This window comes from Micromonospora sp. 050-3, assembly GCF_046549335.1.
Lineage (GTDB): Bacteria > Actinomycetota > Actinomycetes > Mycobacteriales > Micromonosporaceae > Micromonospora > Micromonospora trifolii.
Map to the genome: position 1 here is coordinate 1,268,164 of NZ_JAJPVX010000001.1, position 25,912 is coordinate 1,294,075.

29 protein-coding genes are annotated in these 25,912 nt (G+C 70.1%); 12 read left to right on the forward strand and 17 right to left on the reverse strand.

Going from position 1 to position 25,912, the window contains the following annotated elements:
- Positions 1-236: 236 nt before the first annotated feature.
- Positions 237-2,852, reverse strand: a complete 2,616-nt coding sequence (locus tag ACLJOK_RS05855; protein WP_410816634.1) for a tetratricopeptide repeat protein — start codon at positions 2,850-2,852, stop codon at positions 237-239.
- A 176-nt stretch (positions 2,853-3,028) separates the two neighbouring features.
- Between ACLJOK_RS05855 and ACLJOK_RS05860 the strand changes: the two genes are divergently transcribed.
- The 3 genes from ACLJOK_RS05860 (at position 3,029) to ACLJOK_RS05870 (ending at position 5,950) form a co-directional block, all read left to right on the forward strand.
- Complete coding sequence (locus tag ACLJOK_RS05860) at positions 3,029-3,790, forward strand: cyclase family protein (RefSeq protein WP_410816635.1); 762 nt, start codon at positions 3,029-3,031, stop codon at positions 3,788-3,790.
- Between the two features lie 12 nt (positions 3,791-3,802).
- Positions 3,803-5,458, forward strand: a complete 1,656-nt coding sequence (locus tag ACLJOK_RS05865; RefSeq protein ID WP_410816636.1) for a thiamine pyrophosphate-binding protein — start codon at positions 3,803-3,805, stop codon at positions 5,456-5,458.
- Positions 5,459-5,566: 108 nt separating this feature from the next.
- Positions 5,567-5,950 carry a VOC family protein gene (locus ACLJOK_RS05870; protein WP_210783709.1) on the forward strand — a complete coding sequence of 128 codons (384 nt, stop codon included), beginning with the start codon at positions 5,567-5,569 and terminating at the stop codon, positions 5,948-5,950.
- Positions 5,951-6,317: 367 nt separating this feature from the next.
- Here the strand turns inward: ACLJOK_RS05870 and ACLJOK_RS05875 are convergent, their stop codons facing one another.
- From ACLJOK_RS05875 to ACLJOK_RS05920, 10 genes are all read right to left on the reverse strand, one after another.
- Positions 6,318-6,743: an HPP family protein gene (locus ACLJOK_RS05875; RefSeq protein WP_410816637.1), complete on the reverse strand. Its 426-nt coding sequence runs from the start codon at positions 6,741-6,743 to the stop codon at positions 6,318-6,320.
- Positions 6,676-7,962, reverse strand: coding sequence for an RICIN domain-containing protein (locus ACLJOK_RS05880; protein WP_410819275.1), 1,287 nt, complete (start codon positions 7,960-7,962; stop codon positions 6,676-6,678). Before ACLJOK_RS05880 ends, ACLJOK_RS05875 begins: the two co-directional genes overlap by 68 nt.
- Before the next feature lie 119 nt (positions 7,963-8,081).
- Positions 8,082-9,431: a ricin-type beta-trefoil lectin domain protein gene (locus ACLJOK_RS05885; RefSeq protein ID WP_410816639.1), complete on the reverse strand. Its 1,350-nt coding sequence runs from the start codon at positions 9,429-9,431 to the stop codon at positions 8,082-8,084.
- Between the two features lie 370 nt (positions 9,432-9,801).
- Positions 9,802-10,371, reverse strand: a complete 570-nt coding sequence (locus ACLJOK_RS05890; protein ID WP_410816640.1) for a DM13 domain-containing protein — start codon at positions 10,369-10,371, stop codon at positions 9,802-9,804.
- 66 nt (positions 10,372-10,437) lie between these two features.
- Positions 10,438-11,277, reverse strand: coding sequence for an S-methyl-5'-thioadenosine phosphorylase (locus ACLJOK_RS05895; RefSeq protein WP_410816641.1), 840 nt, complete (start codon positions 11,275-11,277; stop codon positions 10,438-10,440).
- A 44-nt stretch (positions 11,278-11,321) separates the two neighbouring features.
- Entirely contained in the window at positions 11,322-11,747 is a 426-nt protein-coding gene (locus ACLJOK_RS05900; protein ID WP_410816643.1) for a hypothetical protein, read from the reverse strand.
- Positions 11,744-12,910: a molybdopterin-dependent oxidoreductase gene (locus tag ACLJOK_RS05905; protein WP_410816644.1), complete on the reverse strand. Its 1,167-nt coding sequence runs from the start codon at positions 12,908-12,910 to the stop codon at positions 11,744-11,746. Before ACLJOK_RS05905 ends, ACLJOK_RS05900 begins: the two co-directional genes overlap by 4 nt.
- Entirely contained in the window at positions 12,907-13,491 is a 585-nt protein-coding gene (locus ACLJOK_RS05910) for a class I SAM-dependent methyltransferase (RefSeq protein ID WP_410816646.1), read from the reverse strand. Before ACLJOK_RS05910 ends, ACLJOK_RS05905 begins: the two co-directional genes overlap by 4 nt.
- Before the next feature lie 125 nt (positions 13,492-13,616).
- Entirely contained in the window at positions 13,617-14,297 is a 681-nt protein-coding gene (locus ACLJOK_RS05915; protein ID WP_410816647.1) for a DUF2064 domain-containing protein, read from the reverse strand.
- Positions 14,294-14,971 carry a glycosyltransferase family 2 protein gene (locus ACLJOK_RS05920; RefSeq protein ID WP_410816648.1) on the reverse strand — a complete coding sequence of 226 codons (678 nt, stop codon included), beginning with the start codon at positions 14,969-14,971 and terminating at the stop codon, positions 14,294-14,296. Before ACLJOK_RS05920 ends, ACLJOK_RS05915 begins: the two co-directional genes overlap by 4 nt.
- A gap of 147 nt (positions 14,972-15,118) precedes the next feature.
- On the opposite strand from ACLJOK_RS05920, the gene ACLJOK_RS05925 reads away from it, so the two are divergent.
- On the forward strand, positions 15,119-16,486 hold the full coding sequence (locus ACLJOK_RS05925; RefSeq protein WP_410816649.1) for a hypothetical protein: 1,368 nt from the start codon (positions 15,119-15,121) through the stop codon (positions 16,484-16,486).
- Here ACLJOK_RS05925 and ACLJOK_RS05930 read toward each other — a convergent pair.
- Entirely contained in the window at positions 16,458-17,537 is a 1,080-nt protein-coding gene (locus ACLJOK_RS05930; RefSeq protein WP_410816651.1) for an NAD-dependent epimerase/dehydratase family protein, read from the reverse strand. The two genes, ACLJOK_RS05925 and ACLJOK_RS05930, sit on opposite strands and share 29 nt — an antisense overlap.
- 159 nt (positions 17,538-17,696) lie before the next feature.
- Between ACLJOK_RS05930 and ACLJOK_RS05935 the strand changes: the two genes are divergently transcribed.
- Positions 17,697-18,392: a response regulator transcription factor gene (locus ACLJOK_RS05935; RefSeq protein ID WP_410816652.1), complete on the forward strand. Its 696-nt coding sequence runs from the start codon at positions 17,697-17,699 to the stop codon at positions 18,390-18,392.
- Positions 18,385-19,401: a sensor histidine kinase gene (locus tag ACLJOK_RS05940; protein ID WP_410816653.1), complete on the forward strand. Its 1,017-nt coding sequence runs from the start codon at positions 18,385-18,387 to the stop codon at positions 19,399-19,401. The genes ACLJOK_RS05935 and ACLJOK_RS05940 overlap by 8 nt, the downstream gene beginning before the upstream one ends.
- Positions 19,402-19,440: 39 nt before the next feature.
- On the opposite strand, the gene ACLJOK_RS05945 is transcribed toward ACLJOK_RS05940, so the two are convergent.
- Entirely contained in the window at positions 19,441-20,274 is an 834-nt protein-coding gene (locus ACLJOK_RS05945) for a hypothetical protein (protein WP_410816654.1), read from the reverse strand.
- Positions 20,275-20,464: 190 nt separating this feature from the next.
- Here ACLJOK_RS05945 and ACLJOK_RS05950 point away from each other — a divergent pair, with 190 nt between their 5' ends.
- The 3 genes from ACLJOK_RS05950 to ACLJOK_RS05960 all read left to right on the forward strand — a co-directional run bounded on the left by ACLJOK_RS05950 (position 20,465) and on the right by ACLJOK_RS05960 (position 22,323).
- Positions 20,465-20,887 carry a YbaB/EbfC family nucleoid-associated protein gene (locus ACLJOK_RS05950; protein ID WP_410816655.1) on the forward strand — a complete coding sequence of 141 codons (423 nt, stop codon included), beginning with the start codon at positions 20,465-20,467 and terminating at the stop codon, positions 20,885-20,887.
- A 357-nt stretch (positions 20,888-21,244) separates the two neighbouring features.
- Positions 21,245-21,787 (forward strand): SUKH-4 family immunity protein, encoded by a 543-nt coding sequence (locus ACLJOK_RS05955; RefSeq protein ID WP_410816656.1) that lies wholly within the window; start codon positions 21,245-21,247, stop codon positions 21,785-21,787.
- On the forward strand, positions 21,784-22,323 hold the full coding sequence (locus ACLJOK_RS05960) for an SUKH-4 family immunity protein (protein WP_410816657.1): 540 nt from the start codon (positions 21,784-21,786) through the stop codon (positions 22,321-22,323). The genes ACLJOK_RS05955 and ACLJOK_RS05960 overlap by 4 nt, the downstream gene beginning before the upstream one ends.
- A 19-nt stretch (positions 22,324-22,342) precedes the next feature.
- On the opposite strand, the gene ACLJOK_RS05965 is transcribed toward ACLJOK_RS05960, so the two are convergent.
- On the reverse strand, positions 22,343-22,795 hold the full coding sequence (locus tag ACLJOK_RS05965; protein WP_410816659.1) for a pyridoxamine 5'-phosphate oxidase family protein: 453 nt from the start codon (positions 22,793-22,795) through the stop codon (positions 22,343-22,345).
- 69 nt (positions 22,796-22,864) lie between these two features.
- Between ACLJOK_RS05965 and ACLJOK_RS05970 the strand changes: the two genes are divergently transcribed.
- Together ACLJOK_RS05970 and ACLJOK_RS05975 are read left to right on the forward strand one after the other, a co-directional pair.
- Positions 22,865-23,053, forward strand: a complete 189-nt coding sequence (locus ACLJOK_RS05970) for a hypothetical protein (RefSeq protein ID WP_410816661.1) — start codon at positions 22,865-22,867, stop codon at positions 23,051-23,053.
- A 34-nt stretch (positions 23,054-23,087) separates the two neighbouring features.
- Entirely contained in the window at positions 23,088-23,531 is a 444-nt protein-coding gene (locus ACLJOK_RS05975) for a hypothetical protein (protein WP_410816662.1), read from the forward strand.
- Between the two features lie 48 nt (positions 23,532-23,579).
- Here ACLJOK_RS05975 and ACLJOK_RS05980 read toward each other — a convergent pair whose 3' ends face one another.
- The 3 genes from ACLJOK_RS05980 to ACLJOK_RS05990 are packed head-to-tail and all read right to left on the reverse strand — an operon-like array spanning position 23,580 to position 25,238.
- The gene (locus tag ACLJOK_RS05980; protein WP_410816664.1) at positions 23,580-24,086 is read right to left on the reverse strand and encodes a polyketide cyclase; all 507 of its coding nucleotides are present in this window, start codon (positions 24,084-24,086) and stop codon (positions 23,580-23,582) included.
- Between the two features lie 52 nt (positions 24,087-24,138).
- Entirely contained in the window at positions 24,139-24,669 is a 531-nt protein-coding gene (locus tag ACLJOK_RS05985; protein WP_410816666.1) for a GNAT family N-acetyltransferase, read from the reverse strand.
- A 41-nt stretch (positions 24,670-24,710) separates the two neighbouring features.
- Entirely contained in the window at positions 24,711-25,238 is a 528-nt protein-coding gene (locus ACLJOK_RS05990; protein ID WP_410816668.1) for a MarR family winged helix-turn-helix transcriptional regulator, read from the reverse strand.
- Positions 25,239-25,277: 39 nt separating this feature from the next.
- Between ACLJOK_RS05990 and ACLJOK_RS05995 the strand changes: the two genes are divergently transcribed.
- Complete coding sequence (locus ACLJOK_RS05995) at positions 25,278-25,904, forward strand: disulfide bond formation protein DsbA (RefSeq protein WP_410816670.1); 627 nt, start codon at positions 25,278-25,280, stop codon at positions 25,902-25,904.
- Positions 25,905-25,912: the final 8 nt, after the last annotated feature.

Below are 25,912 nucleotides of genomic sequence, written 5' to 3' on the forward strand. Positions count from 1 at the left end.
CCGTAATGTGTCGGCACCCGATCGATTCACCCGAATGTCGGCCTGAGTGCCACTAGGTCGACGGTAATGATTCGAGCACGGCGGGAGGCATCGTCAGTGGTCGCTGGGTGTACGGATCTGTACGAACTTGTACGGTCGGCGGGCGTCTGCTGTTCGTACACGTTCGTACGCGCTGGCCGCGCCGCAGACACCTGCGCGGCCGGCGTCGCGCCTGCCCGGTCCGATCGCGGGAAAACTCACCAACTCGCGATGGTGGGTGGACCTGGGACGGGGCCGGTGCCGTCGGGGATCGCCCGCGTAACCGTTGCCTCGTCCCGAATCTGGTTGGCAAGCACGATGTCTCCCGTCATGCGGTGTGCTTCGGCCAGGATGTCGAGGCCGGTAGCCAACCAGGTAGGGGAGCCGACCTGCCGCCACAGCTTGACGGCGGACTCGGCTCGGCGTCGGGCCAGGGTCGGCCGGCCGGCCGCGAGTTGTGCGGCCGCGAGCGCGTTCAGCACAGCGGCCTCACCCCACAGGTTGCCGAACTCACGGTAGGTCCAGAGGCTCCGCGCGAGCAGGCGGCGTCCTTCCACGTGCTCACCCTGTCGGACCAACAGGTCTCCGAGCCAACAGGTCGCGTGTGTGGCGGTGAGCCTGTCCCCGAGGTCCTCGCTGATCGAGACGGCCTGCCGGAAACAGGTGGCCGCGACCGGATAGTCACCGAGCAATCGGTGAGCCTGTCCCAGGGCTCGCAAGGCTTGCGCTTCGCCGGGGCGGTAGTTGGCGGATCGGCTCAACCGTAGGCACTCCTCAAACCGCTCTCTGGCGGCCTCGACCCGGCCCTGCTCGAGGTCGATGACGCCGATGCCGTTGGTCGCGTAGACGAGGCAGTTGAAGTTGCCTGTCGCGCGGGCGAGGGCCGCCGCTTGCTCGAAGTGCCGCACCGCTGTCGCGTACTGGCCGAGCAGCCGGTGAACGTACGCCAGCCCGGCCGTCGCGCTGGCCCGGTAGGCGGGGCCCAGGCCGTCGGCGAGCAGGAGGGCCTGCTCGAAGTGGTACAGGGCCTCCGGGTAGCGGTCGAGGATGGTGGTGAGTTCGCCCAGGCAGCGGTGAAGCTTGGCGGCGCTGCGACGATCACCCGAATGCAGGGCCGCTTTGAGTGCCCGGCGCTGGAGTCGTTCCCAGTCACCGAAATGGGTGCCGACCTGGAAGAACGTCGTCAACGACGTAGCCAGCCCGGCGGCGGGCGCGACCTCGGTGGCGTCCAGCGCCTGCTGAATCACCGCGATGAGGAACCTGCGTTCGTCGTTGAACCAGACCACTGGGTCGACGAGAAGCTGATCGGTGTCCGAGGCTGGCAGCCGCCAGGACATCAGTTCTGTCTGCGTGATGCCGTGGAAGTCGGCGCTGAGGATGTTCGCGGCAAGGTCGGCGAGGTGCACGCTGGCACCGACCAGCCGGCCGAGCGCCGCCGCCCGGATCTCCCGCGAGATCTCCCGTTCCGCCCTCTCCCGACCGAGTAGCCGCACCAGGTCGTGCAGCCGGTAGCGGATACCGGTGTCGCCGATGGGACCGACCTCGGCCAGATGTACCTCGACCAGGTCATCGAGAATGGCCTCCGCGTGGGGCAGGCTGGTGTCCAGCAGCGCGGCCAAGGCCCATCCGGCGAAGTCCGGTCCGGGCAGCAGACTGAGCAGTTGCAGGGACTGCTGTGCCGGTGCGGACATTCCTCGGTAGGTCAGTTCGAGGCTGGCCCGTACGGCAACGTCGCCGACGGCCAACTCGTCGAGTCTGCGCTGCTCGTCGGCGAGCGCTCGGGCGACCTTGGCCAGCGGCCAGTGCGGTCGGGAGGCGAGGCGGGCTCCGGCCACCCACACCGCGAGGGGCAGGCCGCCGCAGGTCTCCACGATGAACCGGGCCGCCTCGGACTCGGCGGTGGTGCGGCCCCGACCCAACATTTCGCGGAGCAACGCGAGCCCCGCCGTGGAGTCCAGGATGTTCAGCGGTAGGCGCCGGCTGCTCAGATCCGCCAGTGTGCTCCGGCTGGTGACGATGGCGGCGCACCGTCTGCCGCTCGGCAGCAGATTGCTGACCTGCCGGGTCGTCAACGCGTTGTCCAGGATGATGAGCATCTCGCGCTGCGCCAGCAGGGTGCGGTAGAGGTGGATCCTGCTGGTCAGGTCGGGGGGCATCGCGTTGCTGCGTACGCCGACAGCACGTAGGAAGGCTTCCAGGACCGTGAAGGGATCGGCTGGATCGTCACCGAAGCCCTGTAGATCGATGTAGAGCTGGCCATCCGGAAACCGGGGGGCGAGCAGGTGCCCGAGACGTACCGCGAGTGCCGTCTTGCCGACCCCAGCCGGTCCGGTGACCAGCAGGGTCACCGGGGCCGTGGCATCCGGGTCGAGCAGCCGGCGGGCCTCGGCCACCTCGTCGTCCCGTCCCACGAACGGCGACACCACCGGTGGTAGCAGGAACGGGGCGCTCTGCCGTCCGGCTGACCCGTCCAGGCGGTGCCCGACGTATTCCTCGGAACCCGGCGCTGTGGCGCCAGCCGGCGGCGGTGCGCCCGGCGGGTCCGGAGTCGGTCCGGGTACGACCCCTGCCGTCGCCGGTTGATCGCACAGGACCAGGGCACGGCGTGCGGCGATCCATTCCTGCACTTCCGCCGGGTCGCTACCGCACGCCCGCACCAGGGCGGCCACGATGTCCTCGGATGGCAGCGAGAGCCGGTTGAGCGCGCTCGCGACGGTGCTGGCCGGCAACTGATCGCCGGCACGCCGGGCCTTCCGCTCCAGCGTCCGGTACGAGAGCCCGGACGCCGACTTCAGTGCGCGCAGCCGGGCGACGAACTCAGCTGCGGTCCGCACCGCACCAGGAGGTTGCGGTGTCGACACAGACCGCACCCTACCAACGCGTGTCGCTACGGTTCGATGTTCGGCCCGCCCGAGCCCGTCCGGCCGGCCGCGAGGCGGGGTGTGCAGCCGCCAACAAAACGCAGTTCGAGCGTCCATCGTGGAGCCTGAACGGGGTGTACCGTCGCCGCATGACGGTGCTGCAGGAGTTTGTCGCCGCTCTTTCCAGCGGCCGGATCCAGGTTGTCGACCTCACCGCTCCGCTCTCGGACCAGACCCCGATCCTGGGTCTGCCCGAGCAGTTCGGCCAGACCTGGCCGTTCCAGCTCAGCGAGATCAGCCGGTACGACGACCGCGGTCCGGCCTGGTACTGGAACAACTTCTCCACCGGCGAGCACACCGGCACCCACTTCGACGCCCCGGTGCACTGGGCCACCGGGCAGCAGGGCGCTGACGTGTCGCAGGTCCCGGTGAGCCAGTTGATCGCCCCGGCGGTGGTGATCGACCACGCCGCCGACGCCGCCGACAACCCTGACTTCCTGCTGGAGATCGAGCACGTCAAGGCGTGGGAGGCGGAACACGGCGCCCTGCCCACCGGCGGCTGGCTGCTGTACCGCACCGGCTGGGACGCGTACGGCGACGACCCGGAGCGTTACGCCAACGCCGGGCGCACCCCGGGCATCTCCGTGGAATGCGCCCGTTGGCTGGCCGAGGAGTCGCCGATCCAGGGCGTCGGGGTGGAGACGGTCGGGACCGACGCGGGCGCCGCGCACTCGTTCGACCCGCCGTTCCCGTGCCACTCGTACCTGCTCGGCCAGGACAAGTACGGCCTGACCCAGCTCCGTAACCTGGCGCAGTTGCCGGCGACCGGCGCGGTGGTGATCGCCGGACCGCTGCCGATCGTCTCCGGGTCCGGCAGCCCGTGTCGGGTCCTCGCGCTTGTCGAACGGTAGGCCGGGCCACCGATGCGGGTAGCCGAGGTGGTCGGGCGGGTCCTGTACGGACACGGCGCTCGGCACGTCTTCGGGGTGGTCGGCAGTGGCAACTTCCATGTCACGAACGCGCTCGTCGCGGCCGGTGCCCGGTTCGTGGCGGCGGCCCACGAGGGCGGCGCGGCGAGCATGGCCGACGGGTACGCCCGCACCTGCGGCACTGTGGGACTGCTCTCGGTGCACCAGGGTCCGGGCGTCACCAACGCGCTGACCGGCCTCACCGAGGCCGCGAAGAGCCGTACCCCGATGGTGGTCCTGGCCCCGGAGGCGACAGCGCCGCGGTCGAACTTCTTCATCGACCTGCCGGCGCTCGCCGCCGCGGTCGGGGCCGACTTCCACCGGGTACGCGCGACGCACGCGGCCGAGGACACGAGCGCGGCCTACCGGGCCGCCGCCCGGGGCGCGACGGTGGTGCTGGGCCTCCCGTTGGAGGTGCAGCAAGCCGTGACCGATCCGTGGTCCGGCCCGGTCCCGGCGGCCGTGCCGACCCCGGCCACCGTCCCGCACGTCGAGCCGTTGCTGGCTGCGGTCCAGGCCGCACGTCGACCGGTCTTCATCGCCGGTCGGGGCGCCCGGGCAGCCCGGGAACCGCTGACCCGGCTCGCCGACGCGTGCGGCGCGCTACTCGCGGTCTCGGCCGCGGCAAAGGGGCTGTTCGCCGGGAACCCGTGGAACCTCGATGTGGCTGGCGGCTTCGCCACTCCGCTCGCCGCCGAGCTGATCGGCGCGGCGGACCTGGTCGTCGCCTGGGGCAGCACGCTGAACATGTGGACCACCCGGCACGGCGAACTGATCCCGCCCTCCGCCTTCGTCGTCCAGGTCGACCACGACCCGGCCGCGTTCGGGGTGAACCGTCCGGTCGACCTGACCGTGGCCGGTGAGGTGACGGCGGTCGCCGAGGCGCTGCTCGCTCGGCTGGGCGTCGGCTCGACCGGGCCCGGGCCCGGGACCGGCGGGTGGCGCACGCCGGAGCTGGCGCATCGGATCCGCGACCACGGCCGCTGGCGGACCGTCCCGTACCGGGACGAGAGTACGGCGGCGCGGGCCGATGCCCCGGCGACGGTCGACCCGAGGACGCTCTCGGCCGCCCTGGACGACCTGCTGCCGCCCGATCGGACGGTGGTGGTCGACTCGGGCAATTTCATGGGCTACCCGTCGATGTGGCTCGACGTGCCGGACGTGGCCGGATTCTGTTTCACCCAGGCGTTCCAGTCGGTCGGGCTCGGCCTGGCCAGCGCGCTCGGCGCGGCGGTCGCCCGGCCGGACCGGCTCACCGTCGCCGCGGTCGGCGACGGCGGCTTCGTCATGTCCGCTACCGAACTGGTCACCGCCGTCCGGCTGGCGCTACCCCTGCTCGTGGTGATTTACGACGACGCGGCGTACGGGGCGGAGGTGCACCACTTCGGCCCGGACAGGCACCCGTTGGAGACGGTCACCTTCCCCGAGACCGACCTGGCCGCGATCGCCAGCGGATACGGCTGCGACGGGTTGACCGTCCGGACTGTCGATGACCTCGGACCGGTACGCCAGTGGCTCGCTGGTCCGCGTACCCGTCCGCTGGTGATCGACGCCAAGGTCAGCGCCGGACGCGGCTCATGGTGGTTGGAGGAGGCGTTCCGTGGCCACTGAGCCACTGCCGTACCGAGGCCAGGCCGGCACCCAGCGCTCCCGGGTGTCAGCCGGGCAACGCCCGGACGGGTCGGTGACAGGCCGTCATAGCTGACGTACGTTGGCGCGATGGCCACTCTTTGGACCTTGGGATGCGATGCCGACGATCCCCAGCGGATCGCCGCCTTCTGGGCGTTGGCCCTCGGCTATGTCAAGGAACCCGGTTTCGACGAGCCCGACAACGCGTCCATCGTCGATCCGGACGGCCGCGGCCCTGCCATCAGCTTCCTCAAGGTCCCCGAGGGCAAGTCCGCCAAGAACCGTATGCACATCGACATCCGGGTGGCCGGTCCGGGCTCCGGGGACATGGCCGAGCGCGCCCGGTTGATCCGGCAGAAAGTGCCCGATCTGGTTGCCGCCGGCGCGACGGTGGTCCGTGAGGAGTGGTACGGCGATGTCCTCGGGCACGTCGTCATGCTCGACCCGGAGGGCAACGAGTTCTGCGTCGCGTGATGCCGTGACCACTGCTGCTGCGGTGCCGTGGTCGGCCGATCGGGCAGCACCGGCGGGACCGTTTGCGGGTGGAGCCGGCGGGTAGAGGGAATTCATGACCACGCCTGAGCAGAGTCAGCAGGAGAGAGCCCTCGAGACCGGCGCGGTGTATCAGGACGCCGAGGGACGCCGAACGACGGATCCCGGCTCCGGGGCCGCAAACGCCGACAGTGAGGCCGACCGCAACGCAGAGCACCTGAGGCGGGGCGAGGTTGGGCCGCGCGTCCCAGAGGAGTAGCGGGCAGGGGTGTGTGGAGAGCACCTCGGGTAGCGGCGCCGTCTCTCCTTCGCAGCGTCGCACGACCGCGAGCAGTTGCTCGACGCGGGCTCACCCCACGGGTCGGCGATCCGGCCCACCACGATGTCCTCCTTCCGGTGATGGCGCGGGCGCCGCCCACAGCGGCATCGGCCGGCCCGACACCCGTCCGTACAGCCAGTCGACGACCGTGACCAGCACCACCGCGCATGCCGCGACGAGCAACTGCGTCGGGGTACGGAGCAGGCCCAGGCTCACGATCAGTGTCGTCGCACCCGCAGGGGCGTGCGACGCCTTCAGCAACACCAGCACCGATGCGGTCACCGCCAGCGACCCGGCCGCCGCTTCCGCCGCCTGTCGGCGACGCGCCGCCCGGGACAGGACCCGGGCGGCGCGTCGCCGACATGGAGGATGTTGCCTGGTGCGGGTACTAGTTGCGCCTGCTCCACTGCTGGTTGGCGCCGCCGTGGCACGCCCAGAGGTGAAGTTGAGTCCCATTGGCCGTGCCGGATGCGACGGCGTCGAGGCACAGCCCCGACTGGGCGCTGGTGATGGTGCCGTTGGAGTTCACATTCCACTGTTGGTTGGCTTGGCCGTTGCAGTCCCAGATGAGGACCGCGGTGCCGTTGCTGCTGCCCGCCCCGCTGGCGTCCAGGCACTTGTTGCCGTAGACGGTCAGGGTGCGGTTGGCGGTGTGGGTCCAACGCTGGTTGGTGCCACCGTGACAGTCCCACAGTTGCGGGCGGGCGCCGTTGGCGGTGCTGGAGTTGGGGATGTCGATGCACCGGCCGGACTGGCTACCCGCGATCAGCACGTTCTGCTGGCCGGGCGGCGGGGTCGTCGGCGGGGGAGTGGTGGGCGGCACGTCCGACCCGAACTGGGTGAAGAACCGCCACACCTCCTGCTTGACCCAGCTCCGCGCGCCGCTCTCACAGCCCGCGCACCCGTCCACCGGGCCCTGCTGGTGGCCGCCGTCGAACGCGGCCCAGAGCACCGGGTATCCGGGCTGGCAGGAGTACGCGGTGGTGATGTGGGTCAGGCTGCCAGCCCTCGGTTCGGGTGGGCTCTGTGCGGCGCATCCGTTGTTGCGGACGAACCTGTCGCGAAGCGACCGTCCGCTCGGAATGTTGTCGTTGATGCCGTGAATCCCCAGGTACGCCACGGGCTGGGTGCCGCCGCTGCATCCGCTGATCGCCCCCGGGGCCGCGATTGCCGCGACCGCACGGAACACCGTCGGCCGGGAACACGCCAACGAGTAGCTCATCGCGCCGCCGTAGCTGAACCCGACCGAGAAACGTTGTGTGGTGTCGACGCAGAGCGCGTTGTCGATCGCGCGGATCATGTCGTCGGTGAAGGTCACGTCCTCACCGTTGGAGTTGCCCCAGCCGTTGTTGAGGCCCTGCGGCGCCACGAAGATCGTGCTGTTGTTCGCCTGCGAGAGCATGCCGTAGTAGGCCCACGCGGCTCCGTCGGAGCCGCCGCCCGCGACCTGGCTGGCGGTGCCGCCCAACCAGTGAAACCCGAAGGCCAGCCGGTGGGCGTAGGTGTTGTTGTAGTTGTCGGGCAGCCGAAGGATGAAGCTGCGGCTCTTACCGCTGCTCTGGATGGTGTGGGTGCCGCTGGTCAGTCCGGGCGCCTTGCCGCAGCCGGCAGTGGTGGCCGCGGCAGCCGGTGCGACGGTCGTGAGGACGTACGTTCCGACGGCGATGAGAATCATGACCGCCATGGCTGCCCCCAGCCAGGGGGCGGAGAGTCTGCGAAGTGGCACGGTTGAGCCTCCTTGTGTGTGGTGGAACATCCGTTGGGTCGATCCCCGTCCCGGGAACCTCGCCGGGCTCAGCTCCGGCTCCAGCGTTGGTTGGCCGCGCCGGTGCAGTCCCAGATCTGGACGCGCGTGCCGTTGGCAGTGCCGTTGCCGACCATGTCCAGGCACCGGCCCGAACCGACTCCGGTGATCGAGCCGTCGGTGTTGAGCCGCCACTTCTGGTTGGACTGGCCGTTGCAGTCCCAGATGATCACCGAGCTGCCGTTCGCGGTGCCGGCGCCGTTGACGTCGAGGCACTTGCCGCCGAAGACGCGCAGCTCCTGGGCGGCGGTCGAGGTCCAGCTCTGGTTGCTCTGCCCGTGGCAGTCCCAGATGATCGCCGCCGCGCCGTTGGTCTGCGAGGCGCCGTTGACGTCGAGGCACCGTCCGGAGGACGTGCTGCGCAGGGCCGACGTGCCGCTCGGTGGCGGGGTGGTCGGTGGCGGCGTCGTCGGGTCGGTGCTACCGAACTGGGTGAAGAATTTCCACACCTCGCCTTTGGTCCAGGTCCTGGCTCCGCTGTCCCCGCCGCCGTCCACGGGGCCGGGGGTGTGCCCGCCGTCGAAGGCGGCCCAGACCACCGGATAGCCGGACCGGCAGCCGGAGTAGGTGGTGGTGATGTGGGTCAGGCTGCCCGCCCTCGGCTCCGGTGGGCTCTGTGCGGTGCACCCGTTGTTGCGCACGAACGTGTCGCGCAGGGACCGTCCGGCGGAGACGTTGAGCACCGCGTCTCCGATGCCGTGGATCCCCATATACGCGACCGGCTGGGTGCCGCCGCCGCACCCACTGAGCTGCCCGCCGGAGTAGACCGCGACAGCGCGGAAGACGCTGGGCCGGGAACAGGCCAGTGAGTAGCTCATGCCACCGCCGTAGCTGAAGCCGAGCGCGAAGCGTTGCGTGGTCTCGACGCAGAGGTCTGCCTCGATCACCCTGACCATGTCGTCGACGAAGGTGACGTCCTGGCCGCCGGGGTTGGCCCAGCCGTTGCCGTTGCCCTGGGGGGCGACGAAAATGGTGCTGTTGTTCGCCTGCTGCCGCAGCCCGTAGTAGGACCAGGCCGCCCCGTCGGACCCACCGCCGTCGACGTCGTTGGCGGTGCCGCCGTTCCAGTGGAATCCGAAGATCAACCGGTAGGCGTGGTTCCTGTCGTAGTTGTCAGGAATCCTCAGGATGAAACTGCGGTTCTGGCCGCTGCTCTGGATGGACCGTTGGCCGCTTGTCAACGTGGGCGCCTTGCCGCACCCGGCCGTGGCTGCGGCCGCTCCGATGTTCGCGGCCGACGCGGTGGTGCTCACACCACCGGCCAGTGCCCCCGCGCTCACTGTCACGACGACGGCCGCCGCCGTCGCCAGCAATCCAAGGATGGGTCTACGTCTTGTCATGAAGGGGCTCCCGCCACTCGGCACGAACTTGTTGAAAGGGGTCCACGGCAACCCGGACGCCGCCACGACGCGCCGCTGCGGGTCACCCCGTCGACCACGTTCGCCGCGGAGGAACCCCGGAAGACGCGATGTGCCGACGACCCCCGGCCGGCTCATCGACACAGGTTTCTGCCACTGGTCTCGCCGCCCACGCAGGACCAGTCGGTCGTCGAATCGATGGTGGCCACACCGTGCGCCCGAACACCACGCGACCGTTCGCCCGACGGTGCCGGAGCACCTGGTTCGGCGTCGAATCGATTCGCCCCGACGCTAGATCGCGCAGTGAAAGTTGTCAATGCCGTGTCCGGCAGGTTGCGGGCCGGGTGGCCGGTCAGGCGCTCGTGAGATCTGCCGCGCCGAAGGAGACCGCGAATCGCTTGCACCAGATGGAGACGCTGCGGAAGTCGCGTGGGTCCACCGACGCCGGTAGCTCGTACACCTGGTTGCCCTTGTTGCCCTTGAGCTTCGCCAGCTCGACCCATTCGCCGTCGTCGAACACCCGCCAGCCGGCCGTGCCCCGGATGACCGGTTGGTCGGTCAGCCACACCCGCAGGTCCGGACCGTTCGACGTGCTCAGGTCCCGGATGACGAGCCGGTGGCGCCCATCGGCGAGCCGGTGGATCTCGGCACTGCCGGTCGTCCGGTGCTCATGGGTGACGAACTCGCCGACGGTCAGGATCTCGTTCGCCGCGGGCGTGACCACCGAGGCCGCGGGGACCGGGCTCGCGGACGTCGGTGCCGGGGCGGCCGAGGTCGTCGCCACGCGGGGTACCGCTTCGTCGACGTAGGTATCGGTGAACAGCTTCCACGGCTGGAACCAGTAGAGGCCCAGCATCGCCATGACGACAGCACAGGCGAGACCGGCTCGGACCACCGGCGACCGGAACATCCGTTTCCCCACCCCCGCAGCGTACGGCCGCGGTCGCCGTCGAACTGTTCGCGAACCCTTTCGGAACTCTTACGACGGTCACCGCTCCGTATCTGCCAGCGCCTGTCCGCACGGGCAGACTCCCTGGTCCTCCGGCAACGTCTTCACCGCGTCGCCGAGCAGGAGGCGCAGGCGATCGATGTTCCGGGCGAAGACCGTGAACACCTCCTGCTGGGTCACGCCCTGACCAACCTCGACGCCCGAGTCGAGGTCGGTCACCAGGGACAGCGCGGTGTAACAGAGTGCGAGTTCGCGGGCCAACACCGCTTCCGGGTGGCCGGTCATGCCGACGACCGACCAGCCCTCCCGTCCATACCACAACGATTCGGCGCGGGTGGAGAACCGGGGCCCTTCGATGACGACCATGGTTCCGCCGTTGACCGGCTGCCAACCGGCGGATCGGGCGGCGTCGAGGACCGTGGCCCGTCCGACCGGGCAGTAGGGGTCGGCGAAGGGCACGTGGACGACCTGGGGAAGCTGCCCGTCCGCGCGTGGACGTCCGTCGTAGTAGGTCTGCTCCCGGCCGCTGGTCCGGTCGACCAGTTGGTCCGGTACGACAAGGGTCCCCGGGCCTAGCTCCGATCGCAGGCCGCCCACGGCACCCGGCGCGAGCACCTGACGGACGCCGAGTGCGCGCAGCGCCCACAGGTTGGCCCGGTAATTGATGCGGTGTGGGGGGAGGGTGTGCCGACGCCCGTGGCGGGGCAGGAACACCACCGGCCGCCCGGCGACACTCCCGACGGACAACGCGTCGCTCGGCGGCCCGTAGGGCGTGTCGACGGTGGCCTCGGCGACGTCGTCGAGGAACTCGTAGAAGCCCGACCCGCCGATCACGCCGATCGGCTGGCGATCGGTCGCGTCGATGTCTCCTGCTGACATGGGTACCCCTCCTGGGCGACGAGTGGAAAACGGGTGGGGCCGACTCAGGGACGGTCGGTCGGGCGGTTCGCGACGCGCCGGTCGACAGTGGTGGCGACGATTAGGACGATCATGATCACGGCCCAGAGGACGGCCAGCCCGACGGTGAGCCCCAGCGGGTAGTCGCGGTCCGGTAGGCCGGGGTTGGGAGGTGCCGAGGGCGGTCGCCACAGCAGGGGCACCGCGATCAGCAGCAACGTGGCGCTGGCCAGCAGACCTGCGGTGATCCAGGCCAGGCGTAACCGGTTCTTCACCAGTCGACCCAGCGCCAACCCGACCAGCCCGACCAGCGGTGCCACCAGGACGTCGTGCACCACCGGGCCGCCGATCAGCCACGGCAGGGCGGTGCCGAGCTGGGGGAGGAGCAACCAACCGCCGTAGGCGGTGGCCGCGGCACCGACCACGAACAGGAGCAGCCGGACGGCTCTCACCGCAGCACCTCCAGCCGGGCCACCCACTTGGTCTGCAGAACGCCCGGCCGGCTCGGCGCGATGAGTCGGCAGGGGTAACCGTGGTCGGGCGACAGCTGTTCGCCGTTGATCCGCAGGGCGAGCAGGGTCAGCGGGTCGCGAGCATGGGCCGCCGGGAGTGTGCTGGCCGCGTACAGGCCGTCCGTTTCCAGCGAGGTGATCCGTACCGGTCGGCCGGTCGGTGCGCCAGCCCAGCGAAGCAGCTCGACGACAGGCACGCCGGTCCAGTCGGCCGAGACGCTCCAGCCCTCGACGCAGGCGATCGGCAGCTCTGCCGTGCGGTGTGGCAGGGCCGCGAGTTCGGCCAGGGACAGGGTCTCTCGCCCGCCCGGCCAGACGATCTCCAGCCGCCAGTCCGGGGGAACGGCGATGCGCGCGGCAGCCGCCGTACGGTTGATCGGTACGCCCTGCGGCCCGGACGCGGACCGCCACGCCAGCGGCGACACCCGACGCAGCCACGGCACTGTGACCCCGGCGGTGGCCAGCACGGCGATGCCGGCGACGCCCGCCGAGGTACGCAGGAACGCGCGTCGCTCGGACGAGTTCGGATCGTCAGGGCCCGGTGCCGCAGCCGGCACTGCTCCGCTGCGCCGCAGTGGCGTGCTCAGCGCGGCGCGGGCGACCGGGAGCTTCACCGCGACGTGCAGCAGCATCGCGCCCGCCACCAGCCAGGCGACCGCATAGTGCGCCGTCGGGAAAAAGAATCCCCACGGGTACGACTGGGCGACGTTGAACAGGCCGGTGACCAGTTCGAAGAACGCGGCGCAGACCAGTACCAGAACGGAGATCCGTTCGAGGGCGTGGGCGGACAACCGGATCGGCTGGCGCACTGGCGGACGGACAAACAGCCGGGGGTAGACGCTCCACAGCTTGGCCAGCAGCAACGGAATCGCCGCCACACCGGAGAGCACGTGAACGCCCTGGGTGACCCGGTACAGGTTCACCGGTCGGGTCGGCCAGGTGAACCAGCCCGGCGGGTGCTGGAGGTAGTGGCTGAGCAGTCCGGTGCCGAAACACAGCCCGAACGTCACCCCGAGCCAGAGGCCGAGCCGGGCGGTGACCAGCGGCGAGTGCGAGGGAGCGGTGAAGTCCTCGGGGGTGGGGATGCGTGGCCGGCGGATCATGAGCGCGCCAACTCGACGAACCAGCGTGCACCGAACCGGAAACGGTCGGCGACCCGCAGGCCGGCAGCGGCGGCGGCACGGGCCATTGCCTCCGCCCCGACCCGCGCCCATCGGAACGCCGGCCCCCGCAGTTCCCGATCGCCGGACGATCCGGACAGGACGTACGCCTGTCCCTGCCACAGCCCGGCCCCCGGGGGCTCCACCTCGACCAGCAGCGTTCCGTCGGCCGCGATCAGGGCGCCGCATCGGCGCAGCAAGCGGACCGGGTCGCCACCGATGCCGATGTTGCCGTCGATCAGCAGGGCGTGCGCCCACCTGCCCTCGCCGGGAAGTGGTTCGAAGACGTCGCGTCGTAGAGCGACCACCCCCCGGTCCTGGGTCAGACGTACCGCCTCGGCGGAGATGTCCACCCCCAGTGCGACGAGGCCGCGCTGGGCGAGCGCCCTGGTCAGCCGGCCGGGGCCGCAGCCGAGATCGATAGTGGGTCCGGTGCAGCGTGCGGCGACGGACTCGATCGCCGGTTCGGGCGGGCCGTGCCAGCGCCGTACCGGCAACAGGTCACGTCGCCCGTCGGTGTGCACCAGCCAATGGTCGGGTTGGGACGCAGGCCTCGGGCCGACCGGTGTGCGGCAGGCGTCCTGGGCGGCGGACCACCCGCCGAGTCTGCCCAGCACCACATCGAAACCGTCGAGACTGATCGTCGAGTTCACTGGGGGTGTCCGCTCAGCAGATGGCCGCCCACCGACGCGACGGCGTCCGCGAACCGGGTGCCGGGTAGGTCGGCCGCGACCGCCAGCGCCGTCGACCAGTCGTCGACATCCCGCTGCACGGGCAGGATCGCCGGGCGTACGCCGTGCTCGCGTAGCGCGGCGAGGGTGCGGCGACCGGTGTCGTCGGTCGACATGGGTACATCGCGTAACGCGCTCGCGTGCCGCGGATCGCGTAACCCGAGTGCCCACCAACCGCCGTCGAGCGCCGGTCCGAACACCGCCTCGTGTCCGGCGAGCCGCTCCAGCGCGGTGGTGAGCAGGGCCGGCCGGATCTGCGGGGTGTCCATGCCGATCTGGAGCACCGGCCGGCCGGGAAATGCCGCAGCGGTGTCGGCGTGGGCGTTCGCGAGGCGGTCGGCGAACGTGCCGCCCCGCTGCGGAAGCAGGTGCCAACCGTCCAACGCGGCGGTCAATTCCGCGCCGTACTCGGCATCGGCGAACCGACCGGTGTGGGCCAACACGGGAATGGTCGAGGCGGTGGCGTGCACCGCCGCGAGGGTGTCCAACAGCGACGCCGCCGCGATCCGTGCCGCCTGGGTGGGATCAGCGGGCGGGCAGAGGCGGGTCTTGGCCAGCCCGGGGACGGGGGCCTTCGCGACCAGGAGCAGGACGTTCACCGGCCACCACCGGTGTCGGCGCGCAGCACTCCGGCGAAGTCCCGGGTCGCCCGCAGCGTGCCCCGGAACGACCCGGAGACCTTCGAGCTGGTGCCGGCGGCCCGCGGCGCGTACGCGACGTCCGATTCGAGGATCCGCCAGCCTGCTCCGGCCGCGCGGAGCAGCAGCTCCAAGGGGTAGCCGAACGCGCGGTCGTCGACCCCGAGGCCCAGCAGCGCCGCCCGGCGGGCCACCCGGATCGGGCTGATGTCGTACACCGGCGCACCGCGACGCCGCAGCAGGGCGGCGACCAGCGCGTTCCCGGCGCGGGCATGCCAGGGCCAGGCATCCGCCGAGACCGGCCGACGCCGCCCGACGGCGAGATCCGCCCGACCGTCGAGCACCGCCGCGACGAGCCTGGGCAACTCGGCCGGGTTGAACGAGCCGTCCGCGTCGAGCACGCAGACCAGGTCCGCCTCCGCCGCCAGCAGGCCGGTGTGCACGGCGGCGCCGTACCCGCGACGCGGCTCATGGACGACCCGGGCCCCGTACGCGGCAGCGACGACCGGCGAACCGTCGGTGGAGCCGTTGTCGACCACGATGGCGCGGTAGCCGGGCGGTAGCCCGCTCAGTACGGCAGGCAGTGCGGCCGCCTCGTCCAGACATGGCAGCACCACGTCGATCGTTGTGTGCATACCGGCGACGCTAGGCCCGCCCTGGACCGTCGCGACCGCTGATCGTCCTTACGAATCGCTTACACGGGAACGGATCTTACGACTCGCTGACGTCTCACCGTCTGGCCGCCGAATCCCTGGTCGCAGGTCGTAGCGTCGGCCGTCACCATGACCAAGATGACCCGGCCGGGACGACCCCGGTCCGCCGACCTGATCGTCCTCGGCGCCGAGGTGGCCCTGCTCGCCGTTGCCGTCGTCGTCGGCGCCCTGCTCAACCATCAGGGCGTCCGGCTGCACGCCGACGCGGCGCCGCTCTACGCGAGTTGGCAGCCGCATCTGGGGCCCGGCACCCCCGCCGCGCTGCTCATCGCGGCGCTGTTCGTCTGGCGGGGCGCACGATGGGCAACCGACACGTCGTGGCCGCGGCTGCTGGCGGTCGGCTATCTCGCCTCGCTGCTCTGGACGCTGTCGCTGGCCCTGGTCGACGGCTGGTCCGCGGGGTTGACCGAGCGGCTCACAGTGCAGGCCGAGTACCTGCACGAGGTGCCCCGGGTCACGGACGTCGGCATCATGCTGTCCGGCTACGCCGACCGGATTCTCGACTTCCAACCCGACTCGTGGTCCACCCACGCCGCAGCTCACCCACCGGGAGCGTTGCTCTTCTTCGTCTGGCTGGAGCGGATCGGCCTGGGCGGCGGGACCGCGGCCGGGCTCGCCTGCGTGGTGCTCGGCGCCACGGTGTCGGTGTCGGTTCCGGCGACGTTGCGGGCACTCGGTGCCGAGGACGCGGCCCGGGCGGCGTGGCCGTTCCTGGTGCTCCTCCCGGGGGCGGTCTGGGTGGGAGCGTCCGCGGACGGGATCTTCGCTGCGGTGGTCGCGGCCGGGCTGGCGCTGCTGGCGGTGGGCGGCCGACCAGGGGCAGCGCTGGGCGGGTTGCTCCTCGGCTTCGCGCTCTACCTGTCGTACGGGTTCGTCCTGGTCGGGTTGCTCGCGTTGACTGTGGTGCTGCTCCGGGCGAGGGACCGCCTCGGCGTGCTCTTGGTCGCGGCGACGGCGGTCGCGGCGGTCGTCGCCGTGTTCACCCTCGCCGGCTTCTGGTGGCTGGACGGCTACCACCTGGTGGCACGTCGTTACTACCAGGGCTGGGCGGCGGATCGTCCGTACGGTTACTGGGTCTGGGCGAATCTCGCCGCCCTGCTGCTCTCGGCCGGCCCGGTGGTCGGGCCGGCGCTGCGACGGGCGGCGGTGGCCGCCGCATCGATCCGAGCACCGCGCCCACCGCTCGCGACAACCCTCCGAAAGCAGATCGCCAGCGCCGGGCCTACTGCGTGGTTGCCCGTCGCGGCGACGGCGGCCGTGCTCGCGGCGGACCTGTCCGGGCTCAGCAAGGCCGAGGTCGAGCGGATCTGGCTACCGTTCGCCGTCTGGCTGCTGGTCGCCACCGCGCACCTGCCGCACAATCACCGACGGTGGTGGTTGGCAGCCCAGGCCGCCACGGCCCTCGCCGTCAACCACCTACTGTGGACGGTGTCGTGACCGATGCCGGATCCCGCATCACCGCTGTGGTGAAGTCGGCGATGCCGGCGGCGAAACCGACTCGGGCGGTGAAACGCAGCACCCGGGCGGCGCGTGCCGGATCGGCCACGACGTGCCGTACGTCCGCCGCCCTACCGCCCCCCACCGTGATCGGCGATGGCCCGCCCATCGCCGAAGCCAGCTCGTGGGCCAACTCACCGACGGTGTGCGGCTCGCCCGAGCAGACGTTGATCGGGGTCAGGGGATCCGGTGCCGGTGTCGTGAGGGCCAGCAGGTTGGCCGCGGCCACGTCGGTCACGTGCACGAAGTCACGCCGTTGCCGGCCGTCCTCCAGCACCCGGGGCGCTCGCCCGGCGGCCAGGGCCGACCGGAAGATCGACGCAACCCCCGAATACGGGGTGTCACGAGGCATTCGCGGACCGTAGACGTTGTGATACCGCAGGGCCCACACCGACCCGCCGGTCTGCCGGGCCCAGGCCCCGGCGAGGTGTTCCTGGGCCAGCTTGGTGGCGGCGTACGTGCTGTGCGGCTCCAGCGGCGCGTCCTCGGGCACGAGACCGGGGGAGAGCGCCTGGTCGCAGCGAGGGCAGGTCGGCTCGTACTGGCCCTCGGCTAGGTCGACGGCCCGACGGCCGGCAGGCCGGACGATCCCGTGGGTGGGGCAGTGGTAGCGGCCCTCGCCGTAGACCACCATCGAGCTGGCCAGCACCAACCGGCGCACCCCGGTGGCGTGCATCGCCGCGAGGACTGTGGCCGTGCCGAGGTCGTTGTGCGCGGCGTACCGGGGGGCGTCGGCCGGGTCGACGCCATGGCCGACCATTGCTGCCTGGTGGCAGACCGCGTCGACCCCGGCCAGTAGCCGGGTCAGCAGCTCGCTGTCCCGTACGTCACCGACCACGAGGTCGTGCCGCTCGGTCCAGGGCGGCGCCGTCGCACAGTGCGCCTCCGGCAGGAGCGCGTCCACGGCCACCACCTCGTGCCCGTCGTCGGCGAGCAGGTCGGCGACGTGTGAGCCGATGAACCCGGCCGCACCGGTGACAAGGATCCGCATTCCGGTCACCGTATGACCTCCCGTACGCCCGCGCGGGTTCGCGCACGCAGCCGTAAGAACCTCGCAAGGTTTGCCGGGGCGGGCCGACCCCGGTGCGTGGCTACGCTGGGCCGATGGACATCTGGGGGAGACGTTGACGAGGCGGAACGGGGAAGGTCCGTGACACAGCGAGTGCTGGTGGTCGACGACGATCAGACCGTGAGCGACGTCATCCGTCGTTACCTGGAGAACGACGGCTTCCAGGTGAGCCTGGCGGCGGACGGTGCGGCGGCGCTGGCGGCGGTGGAGCGGCAGGCGCCACACCTTGTCGTGCTCGACCTGATGCTGCCCCTGATCAACGGCCTGGAGGTGTGCCGGGCGCTGCGGGTACGCCCGGACGGCGTACCGATCGTCATGCTCACCGCGCGCGGCGACGAGTCCGACCGGATCCTCGGGCTGCAACTCGGCGCGGACGACTACCTGACCAAGCCCTTCTCGCCCCGGGAACTGGTGCTGCGGGTCCGGTCGGTGCTCCGTCGCGCCGGCGGTGGGACGCCACCAGAGCGGCCCGAGGCGCTCACCGACGGCAACCTGGTGGTGCACACGGCCTCCCGAACCGCCCGCCTCGCCGGTGCGGATCTGGCGCTGACATTGCGCGAATTCGACCTGCTCGTCCACCTCATGCGGCATCCGTCCCGGGTCTTCGGCCGGGCCGAGCTTCTGGAGCAGGTCTGGGGCTGGAACTTCGGGGATCACTCCACCGTGACCGTGCACGTACGCCGGCTGCGGGAGAAGATCGAGGCCAACCCGGCCGATCCGCAGCGGATCGTGACCGTCTGGGGCGTCGGCTACCGCTACGAGCCAGCCAATGCGTGACGTACTCCTGATCTTCGCGATCGCCCTCGGCGCGGCACTTGGCATCGGGCTCGCCGGCGCGGTGCTGCTCCGCGCGCTCCGACGCAGCTCGATCACCGTGCACCTCAGCGTGCTGCTGACCACCACTGTGGTCGCCGTCGCCGTCGGGGTGATGGCCGTCGCGGAAGCGATGTTCCTCTCCGCGCACGACCTCGAGGTGGTCCTGATCACCGTCGCGGCGGCAGCGGTGGTCAGCCTCGCCGTCGGCGGGCACTTCGGCCGGCGACTGGCCCGCGCCGCGGTCTGGCGCGACCAGGCCCGGGAGCGGGAACGGCAACTGGAGAAGGGCCGGCGCGACCTGGTCGCCTGGGTCTCCCACGACCTGCGGACCCCGCTCGCCGGGCTGAGGGCCATGGCGGAGGCGCTGGAGGACCGGGTGGTTCGTGATCCGGACACTGTCGACGAGTACCACCGACGGATCCGGCTGGAGACCGACCGGATGACCCAACTCGTCGACGACCTGTTCGAACTGTCCCGGATCAACGCGGGAGCGTTGCGGTTGTCGTTGACGGCGGTGCCGCTCGGAGAGGTCGTCTCGGACGCGCTGGCCAGCACCACCCCGCTGGCCGACGCCCGCCGGATCAAGCTGATCGCCAGCGAGTCGGGGTGGCCCACTGTTGCCGCGAGTGAACCGGAGCTGGCCCGGGTCGTGGCCAACCTGCTGCTCAACGCGGTCCGCTACACCCCCGAGGACGGCACCGTACGCATCGAAGCCGGCCGGGAGGACGACCACGCCTGGCTGTCGGTCGCCGACACCTGTGGCGGCATCCCCCCGGCCGACCTTCCCCGGCTGTTCGACATCGCGTTTCGTGGTGAACCGGCCCGCACGCCCGGCCCCGGCGACGGTGGGGCGTCCGGAGGGCTGGGCCTGGCCATCGTTCATGGCCTGGTGGAGGCACATGGCGGTCGGGTCGAGGTGCGCAACACCCCCGACGGCTGCCAGTTCATGGTCCGCCTGGCGACCGCCTGAGGCAACGTTCCCTCGGGGTGGCGCCGCTTCGCCAGGAAACTACGTGAGCGCTGCATGGCTCATTTCATGCCAGCCGGGCCATCGCCAACGCTCGACTGCGGGCCAGGTTGTCGCGAGACCGGTGGAGAGCGCGCCGCCGAAGGCCACTGTCCCCTCGTGGGACGCGTAGGCGATCCAGTCGTGATGCTCGTCGCTCCAGAGCCCTTCGGGTCCGGTGTACCTAGGGGCGAAGATCTCGACATCCAGCAGGCGGTCGGCGCCGTCCTCACTCAACTCGACCACCCGGCGGCGGCCCAGCTCTCGCAGCACCCGGCGGACCTGGTCAACGCCGTCGTCCTCCCACATCGAATCCCCGGTCAGCACCAGCACGTCGTGTGGAACCTCGCCGCTCAACAGGGGGTGCCAGCAGTCGTCCCGCACACCCCATCGGTGCCGCAGCGACGTGCGCCAGGCTGATGACTCCTGAGACGTCAGCACACGGCGGTACGGGAGCGGGTCGACGCTGAGGTCGGGCTGTGCCAACCACCGCTGCACGTTCGCAGCGAACAGCCGACGCTCGTCCGCGATGGCGTCTGCCCCAACCTCGTCCTGCGCTGACGCGGTGAACGGAGAGTTCGCGCTCTCGGCAGCGGCGAGGAGGTAGTGAGTCACCACGTCAATGCCGGGGAGGTGGTCCGGGTCGAGGCGCTCAACCTCCGTGAGGATGGCCGCCACCACGTTGTAGCGGGGAAAGATCCGCTTCGCCTCCGTGGTGTAGTGGTACCCCTCGGGGTGGCGGCCATCGTTGGGCAGATGGTGGTACCCAGTCTGCAGCTCGTCGTACCGCTGCGTCAGGTAGCGCCTCGACGCCCAGTGCAAGGTGTTGGATTCCACGAGAGCATCCTCTCCGATGTGGCGCAGGTGTCCGTGTCGCTGGAGATGCCCGCGCCGTGGGTCCGGACGCGTTGGGCGTACCATCGCATCCTTCGACGATCCTCGATGGAACGTCTGCATCGCGGGTCCACACTATTTGCCGGATCTGACTACGCTTTCCCCTGTCTCGGACGCGATCGATGGAGGGCGCATGTCGGTGAATGAGCCGGCGAGCGGGGAGTTCGCTCGCATGCTGGACGCGACGGTGGGCGCGTTGCGCGCCGCTGGGGCCGCGCCGGAGGACGAGGAGACCGCGCGCCTGCGTCGGGTCGGTGAGTCCGCCGAGGGGCAGGTCCGTGCCGAGTTTGGCGCTGATGGCCGGCTGGCGTCGCTGACGCTGGACCCACGGATGATGCGGCTCAGCTCGGCCGAGGTCTGCGACCACGTGATCGCGGCCGTGAACGCGGCAATCGACTCGATGCGCGGCGGCGGCCCGTCGGTGGCATCCGGCGACCTCCAGCAGCTCACCGAGCAGCTGGAACAGGTTCGTGACACGGCCGTGCCGCGGCTCGGTGCGTTCCTCCAGGCGCTCACGGACGCGCAGGAGCGGATGGCCCGAGGAGGTTCCCGCTGAACGGCTTCGAGGTCGAGCCCGCGCTGCTTAGATCCGGTGGCGATGAGGTCATCGGCGCCGCCGAACGCTTCATCGGGCAGTTAAAGAGCTTCGAGGCAAAGATGCAGAGGTACGGCGAGAGCGGGACGCCGACGACATTGGCTCGCTGATCGGCGTCGAGCCGATCACCGCCCTCGGCTGGATCGGCTACACCTGCCGATCCTCGCGTTCACGGTGGGAGCTGCAACTCGGCGGCCCCTGCGACGTTAGTAATCTGAAGCTCCTACACGGCACAACAAACTGGGAAGTCGGCGGGCAAATCTGGCAACAGATCAGGAAGCTCCCCGATGGCACACCGATCCGGATCGAGGTGGTGGATTGAACCCCGAGCTGCGGGAGCTCATCGCGGAGTTGCGCACCGACCTGGAGTCGGATCAGCCGGCGACGCTGGTGTGGGCCCAGATCGACGAGGGCGCTCCGGCCGACCAGATTCCCGCCGGTCTGCCGCAGTCGGTCCGGGAGTTGTTGGAGACCGCCAACGGCCTCCGAGCCGGCGCGTTCGACCTTCGCGGAACCGACCTACTCGACGCCATCCAGTACTACATCGAGCTGGTGCCCGAGTTCACCGGTGTCGCCGACGAACCCGCCGAGTGGCTGGTCTTCGGCACGCTGAGCGACGAGCCGCTGCTGATCCGCCGCGACACCGGCGCGGTCTGGTACTTCCCGGAGGAGACCACCGACGAGTGGTTCATGCGTGAGGCGTTCTTGGAAGTCGCACCGGACCTCGACTCATTTCTCGCCTACTACGTCTTCGGAGCCGGGTACGGCGAGGTCGGCTATGACGACGACAAGTGGTGGGGCTTCCTCGACGAGCAGGGCCTGACCACGCCTGGCGACGAGAACGAGGAGACGGACGAGTGACCGCGACGCACGAGGAACTCACGGCGCTCTGGGGCGCCGAGGGGATGATCTACTTTCCCCTCGACCGGTTCGACGACGTCCTCGGCCCGCTGACGCCAGAGGTCTTCCCACCGTTCGGGGCCATCCCGGTCGACGTGCCGATCCTGTTCACTGTCGACGTCAACGTCTCCGGCATGGAGTTGTTCTCCAAGCTGAAGATCGAGATCGGCGAGGCCAGCCCGCGCATCCACATCGTCCTCGGCAGTTCGCCCGAGGACCCGCAGCTGCTCTTCTGCCTCGACGCGCTGACCGGAGCCGTCGTGTTGCTGGACCTGGAGACCCCCAACTTCGAGACGGTCAACGCGACCTTCGCCGCGTTCGTCGAGTTTCTCTACCGGCTCGGAGGGCTCATCGCGACGGACCCGGGCGGTCGGGCTCGCGCCGCCCGCGCCGCCGCTATCCGCGAGGAGCTGATGGGCGTCGACTCGTCCGCTTTCGCCGACCCGAAGTCCTGGTGGAGCATGGCCTTCGATCAGCTGGAATCCACCAGCGGCTAGCCTCGTCGCCATCGGCCGGTCAGACCAGCCAACGGCCATCACGCATCAGGTCACGACCGGCGATTTCGTTCTCCTCCCGCCACGCCTGAACGCGGCGAGGCGTCACCCGGAAGTACGCGTAGCGGGTTGTGCCGATCCGCGCATCCCAGAGTTTCGCGGCGAACGCGTCGGCCAGATCGCCGGGCACGGTTTCGCGGGAGAACGTCTCGACGGTGCCTTCGATGAGTACCACGTCGCGGGTCGTGCCGACCGATATCCGCACCCGGCCGGAAAATCGCAGATTGCGTGCGGCCGGGCTGGACTCGGCTGTGGCCAAGATGAGGGCCTTGCTGTCCCAGAGGAAGGAGAGCGGCACCAGGTGAGGATTGCCGTCCCGGTCCGCTGAGGCGACCCATGCATCGAGGTCGTGGTTGAGGCGGGCGAGCGTGTCCTGCTTACGTTGCGTCGGATTGCGCGGCGGTTCGGGCTCCACGTCTGAATCCTCCATGAATTCGCCTCGCTTCACCGTCTGCCGAGCTCTCGATCACCTCGCGGCACCAGCATGGACGCAACCGGCGCGGTCGAGGTGGAGTTGATGCTGGGGGCGGACGTGGCCAGGACCAAGGAATACCTCGCCACCTTAGGCACCGAGGAAGCCCGCGAAATCCTCGACGAGATCGTGTGGGTGCAGGAGTCGTACGACGCCGGGCACTACGCAGCTTTCCTCGGCAGGTACTACCTGACTACCTGATTGGACGTCTCGTCGGTCGCCGTAGACTTTGATCATGAGGCGATACCTCACGGAGGTCGCGGCCGAACTGCAGGCACTCGAGGTGCTGGACTTCGACGTGATGCGGCTCGACGCCAATGGCAGCGACCAGCTCGACGCGATCTGTGCGGAGTTGGCCGAGCGGGATGACCCTCAGCAGTGGGCGCCACTGCTCTACGCCTTGATGGAACGCCTCGACACGGCGGATCTGGGTAGTCCCGGCCCTCTCGTCCACACCCTGGAAACCTGGCGTGGCTACCGTCGGATGCTGGTCGAGTCGCTGCGGCGCAAACCGACTCCGTTGACCGTCTGGATGGCCAATCGCGTGCTCAACGGGAATCCGCCGGACGCTCCTCAATGGCTGCGACTGCTGCAGGAGGCGGCGAGCCATCCAATGGCATCGCCTCACGTCCAGGCCGATGCCCGCGATTTCCTGACCTACCAGGCCACGCGTTCCTAGCGGCAGCACCGGCCTTCCGGTCAGCTCAACGAGGATTCATTCCCGGGCTCAATGACTTGGCCCATTGTGCTCGGCGAGCTCCTTCAGGTTGAGCAACTGTCGTCGAGCCATGATCAGGTCGCCGACGGACAGCCCGGGTGCGGCCCAGCGGGCCGTCTGCATGACGACCTTGAGTAGCAAGCGCGTCGTGTTGTGCTCCTGAGGCACGAGGACGTAGGACATAAAGGCACCCATGATGGTGCTCGTCAGCTGCCGGCCGGGGTCGACCGAGACGATCCTGCCGAGCTTTCGTCCGCCAGCGGTTGTGAAAGCCTCTCCGACCTGGGGCGCGGGTAGGCCTTCCAGCTGTCGAGGCGAGCGGTGGCCGAGGTTGTCGATCCAGTCGTACGAGTACGGGGCAAGTCTCAGTTGGGCCACCCACGGCCACACCGCTGCGGCGGGCACGTTGACCTGTACTCCGCGCCACGCCTGAAGAGTGGGTGAGACGACGAAGTCGTCGCAGGGATAGGTACGTAACGTCTCGCTGGTGGTCACGCCCCACCGGTCACCGATCACGCATCCATCTTGCGCCATGCATGAACTCCAGCGGCATGCCTGATTGTGCGGCTCAACCGACCCGCTGGGCCAGCACCTGCCCCGGCCAGGACCCGGCCAGGAAGGTTTCGGTGGGAGTGAACCCGTGGCGCTCGTAGTACGCCACCAGCTCACCACCACCGCCCGCCCAGCAGTCGACCCGTATTAGCCGCACGCCGGCCCGCCGGGTTTCCTCGACGGCGTGTGTCAGCAGGACCGACCCGAGCTTCTGGCCGGCGAATCGTCGGTCGGAGACCAGGAGGCGAACGTACCGCTCGGGTTCTTCCGCGGGCGCGATCGGTGCCCGCGGATCGGGCCCGGAGCCCAACACCAGGGCTGCGGCCGGCGTTCCGTCCACTTCCGCGATGTACGCGAGGTTCTCGGTCAAGTACCGATCGACCTGTTCGGCCCTTTCGGGCTTCTCCGAAAACAGCGTCGTGCCCCACTGCTCGGTGTTGCCGCGGTCGTTCATCCAGACCACCGCGGAGTCGAGCATGTCCAGTACGGCGGGTGCGTCGGCCAGGCCACCGTGTCTGATACGTACGGCGCGGGTGGTGTCGTCCATGGCCGAAGGGTAGTCCGAGGGCGGGGCCAGGACCGAGGGCATCATCGGTCCTGGCCCCCGCCCTCGGGTTCAAAACCTCCGGAGGCCAAAGTCCGATTCATCGCCGCCAGTAGGCGCTCAAGGGTTCTGCGGTCGCTGTCGGTCAGGCCACTGAGGATGGCCGCCTCGTTGGCCAGATGTTCCTCGATGAGCCGGTCGGTCAACGCCACGCCGGCCGGAGTCAGCCCGACCACCCTGCCGCGCGCGTCGGCTGCGGAGACCGAGCGCGACACGAGGCCGCGGGCGATCAGTCGGTCCACCCGCTTGGTCACGGCTCCGGTGGTCACGAGCATCCGTTGGCTCAGTTGGCCGGCGGTGAGCGTGTAGGGCTCGCCCTCGCGGCGCAGCGCCGCGAGCACGTCGAAGTCGCCGTTGCCGAGGTCCGCCGCGGCGAACGGCGGCCGTAGGGCCGCATCGAGTACGGCGGCCAACTGTTGGATGCGACCGATGATCAGCAACGGGGTGGGGTCGAGGTCTGGTCGCTCGCGACCCCACTGAGCAACGATGTCGGCGATCCGGTCGTCATCCACTGTTGCATCTTACCTTCCACGGAAGATAAATTCTCTTCCGTGGAAGACAACTCGACTCGAACGTCGGCTCCGGTGGTCACGGCGTACGTGGATCCGTCCTGCCCGTTCGCCTGGATCACCTCCCGCTGGCTCATGGAGGTCGCGAAGATGCGGCCGCTCACTCTGCGGTTCGAGGTGATGAGCCTCGCGGTGATCAACGAGCACCGTGACCTGGAGCCCTGGTACCGCGAATTCAACGACCGGGCGTGGGGGCCAGCCAGGGTGTGTGTGGCGGCAGCCGAACAACACGGCTCCGCCGCCCTCGCACGGCTGTACCCGGCGCTCGGTCGCCGGATCCACGACGCCGGCGACAAGGACTTCGGCACCGTCCTCCCGCTGGCCCTGGCCGAGGCCGGCCTCCCCGCCGACCTGGCCGGCGCCGCCCACCGCAGCGACCTCGACCCGCAGATGCGGGCGAGCACCGCCCACGCACAGCAACTGGTGGGCGAGGACCTCGGCACTCCGACTGTCGTCGTCGACGACGTGGCCTTCTTCGGCCCTGTGCTGAGCGCGATTCCTCGTGGCGAGGAGGCCGTCCGCGTCTTCGACGGCGCTCGCCTGCTCGCTGGCTGCCGGGCTTTTTCTGAACTCAAACGCGCCCGGTCCGACGCCCTCACCTTCGCGTAGCTCCACCA

Coding starts and splice junctions, on each gene's coding strand:
- ACLJOK_RS05870 (WP_210783709.1), top strand. CDS start 5,567: ATGGCCACTCTTTGGACCTTGGGATGCGATGCCGACGATCCCCAGCGG.
- ACLJOK_RS05920 (WP_410816648.1), bottom strand. CDS start 14,971: ATGCACACAACGATCGACGTGGTGCTGCCATGTCTGGACGAGGCGGCC.
- ACLJOK_RS05895 (WP_410816641.1), bottom strand. CDS start 11,277: ATGTCAGCAGGAGACATCGACGCGACCGATCGCCAGCCGATCGGCGTG.
- ACLJOK_RS05860 (WP_410816635.1), top strand. CDS start 3,029: ATGACGGTGCTGCAGGAGTTTGTCGCCGCTCTTTCCAGCGGCCGGATC.
- ACLJOK_RS05930 (WP_410816651.1), bottom strand. CDS start 17,537: ATGCGGATCCTTGTCACCGGTGCGGCCGGGTTCATCGGCTCACACGTC.
- ACLJOK_RS05875 (WP_410816637.1), bottom strand. CDS start 6,743: ATGGGACTCAACTTCACCTCTGGGCGTGCCACGGCGGCGCCAACCAGC.
- ACLJOK_RS05865 (WP_410816636.1), top strand. CDS start 3,803: ATGCGGGTAGCCGAGGTGGTCGGGCGGGTCCTGTACGGACACGGCGCT.
- ACLJOK_RS05940 (WP_410816653.1), top strand. CDS start 18,385: ATGCGTGACGTACTCCTGATCTTCGCGATCGCCCTCGGCGCGGCACTT.
- ACLJOK_RS05970 (WP_410816661.1), top strand. CDS start 22,865: ATGGACGCAACCGGCGCGGTCGAGGTGGAGTTGATGCTGGGGGCGGAC.
- ACLJOK_RS05925 (WP_410816649.1), top strand. CDS start 15,119: ATGACCAAGATGACCCGGCCGGGACGACCCCGGTCCGCCGACCTGATC.
- ACLJOK_RS05950 (WP_410816655.1), top strand. CDS start 20,465: ATGTCGGTGAATGAGCCGGCGAGCGGGGAGTTCGCTCGCATGCTGGAC.
- ACLJOK_RS05885 (WP_410816639.1), bottom strand. CDS start 9,431: ATGACAAGACGTAGACCCATCCTTGGATTGCTGGCGACGGCGGCGGCC.
- ACLJOK_RS05985 (WP_410816666.1), bottom strand. CDS start 24,669: ATGGACGACACCACCCGCGCCGTACGTATCAGACACGGTGGCCTGGCC.
- ACLJOK_RS05975 (WP_410816662.1), top strand. CDS start 23,088: ATGAGGCGATACCTCACGGAGGTCGCGGCCGAACTGCAGGCACTCGAG.
- ACLJOK_RS05905 (WP_410816644.1), bottom strand. CDS start 12,910: ATGATCCGCCGGCCACGCATCCCCACCCCCGAGGACTTCACCGCTCCC.
- ACLJOK_RS05880 (WP_410819275.1), bottom strand. CDS start 7,962: ATGATTCTCATCGCCGTCGGAACGTACGTCCTCACGACCGTCGCACCG.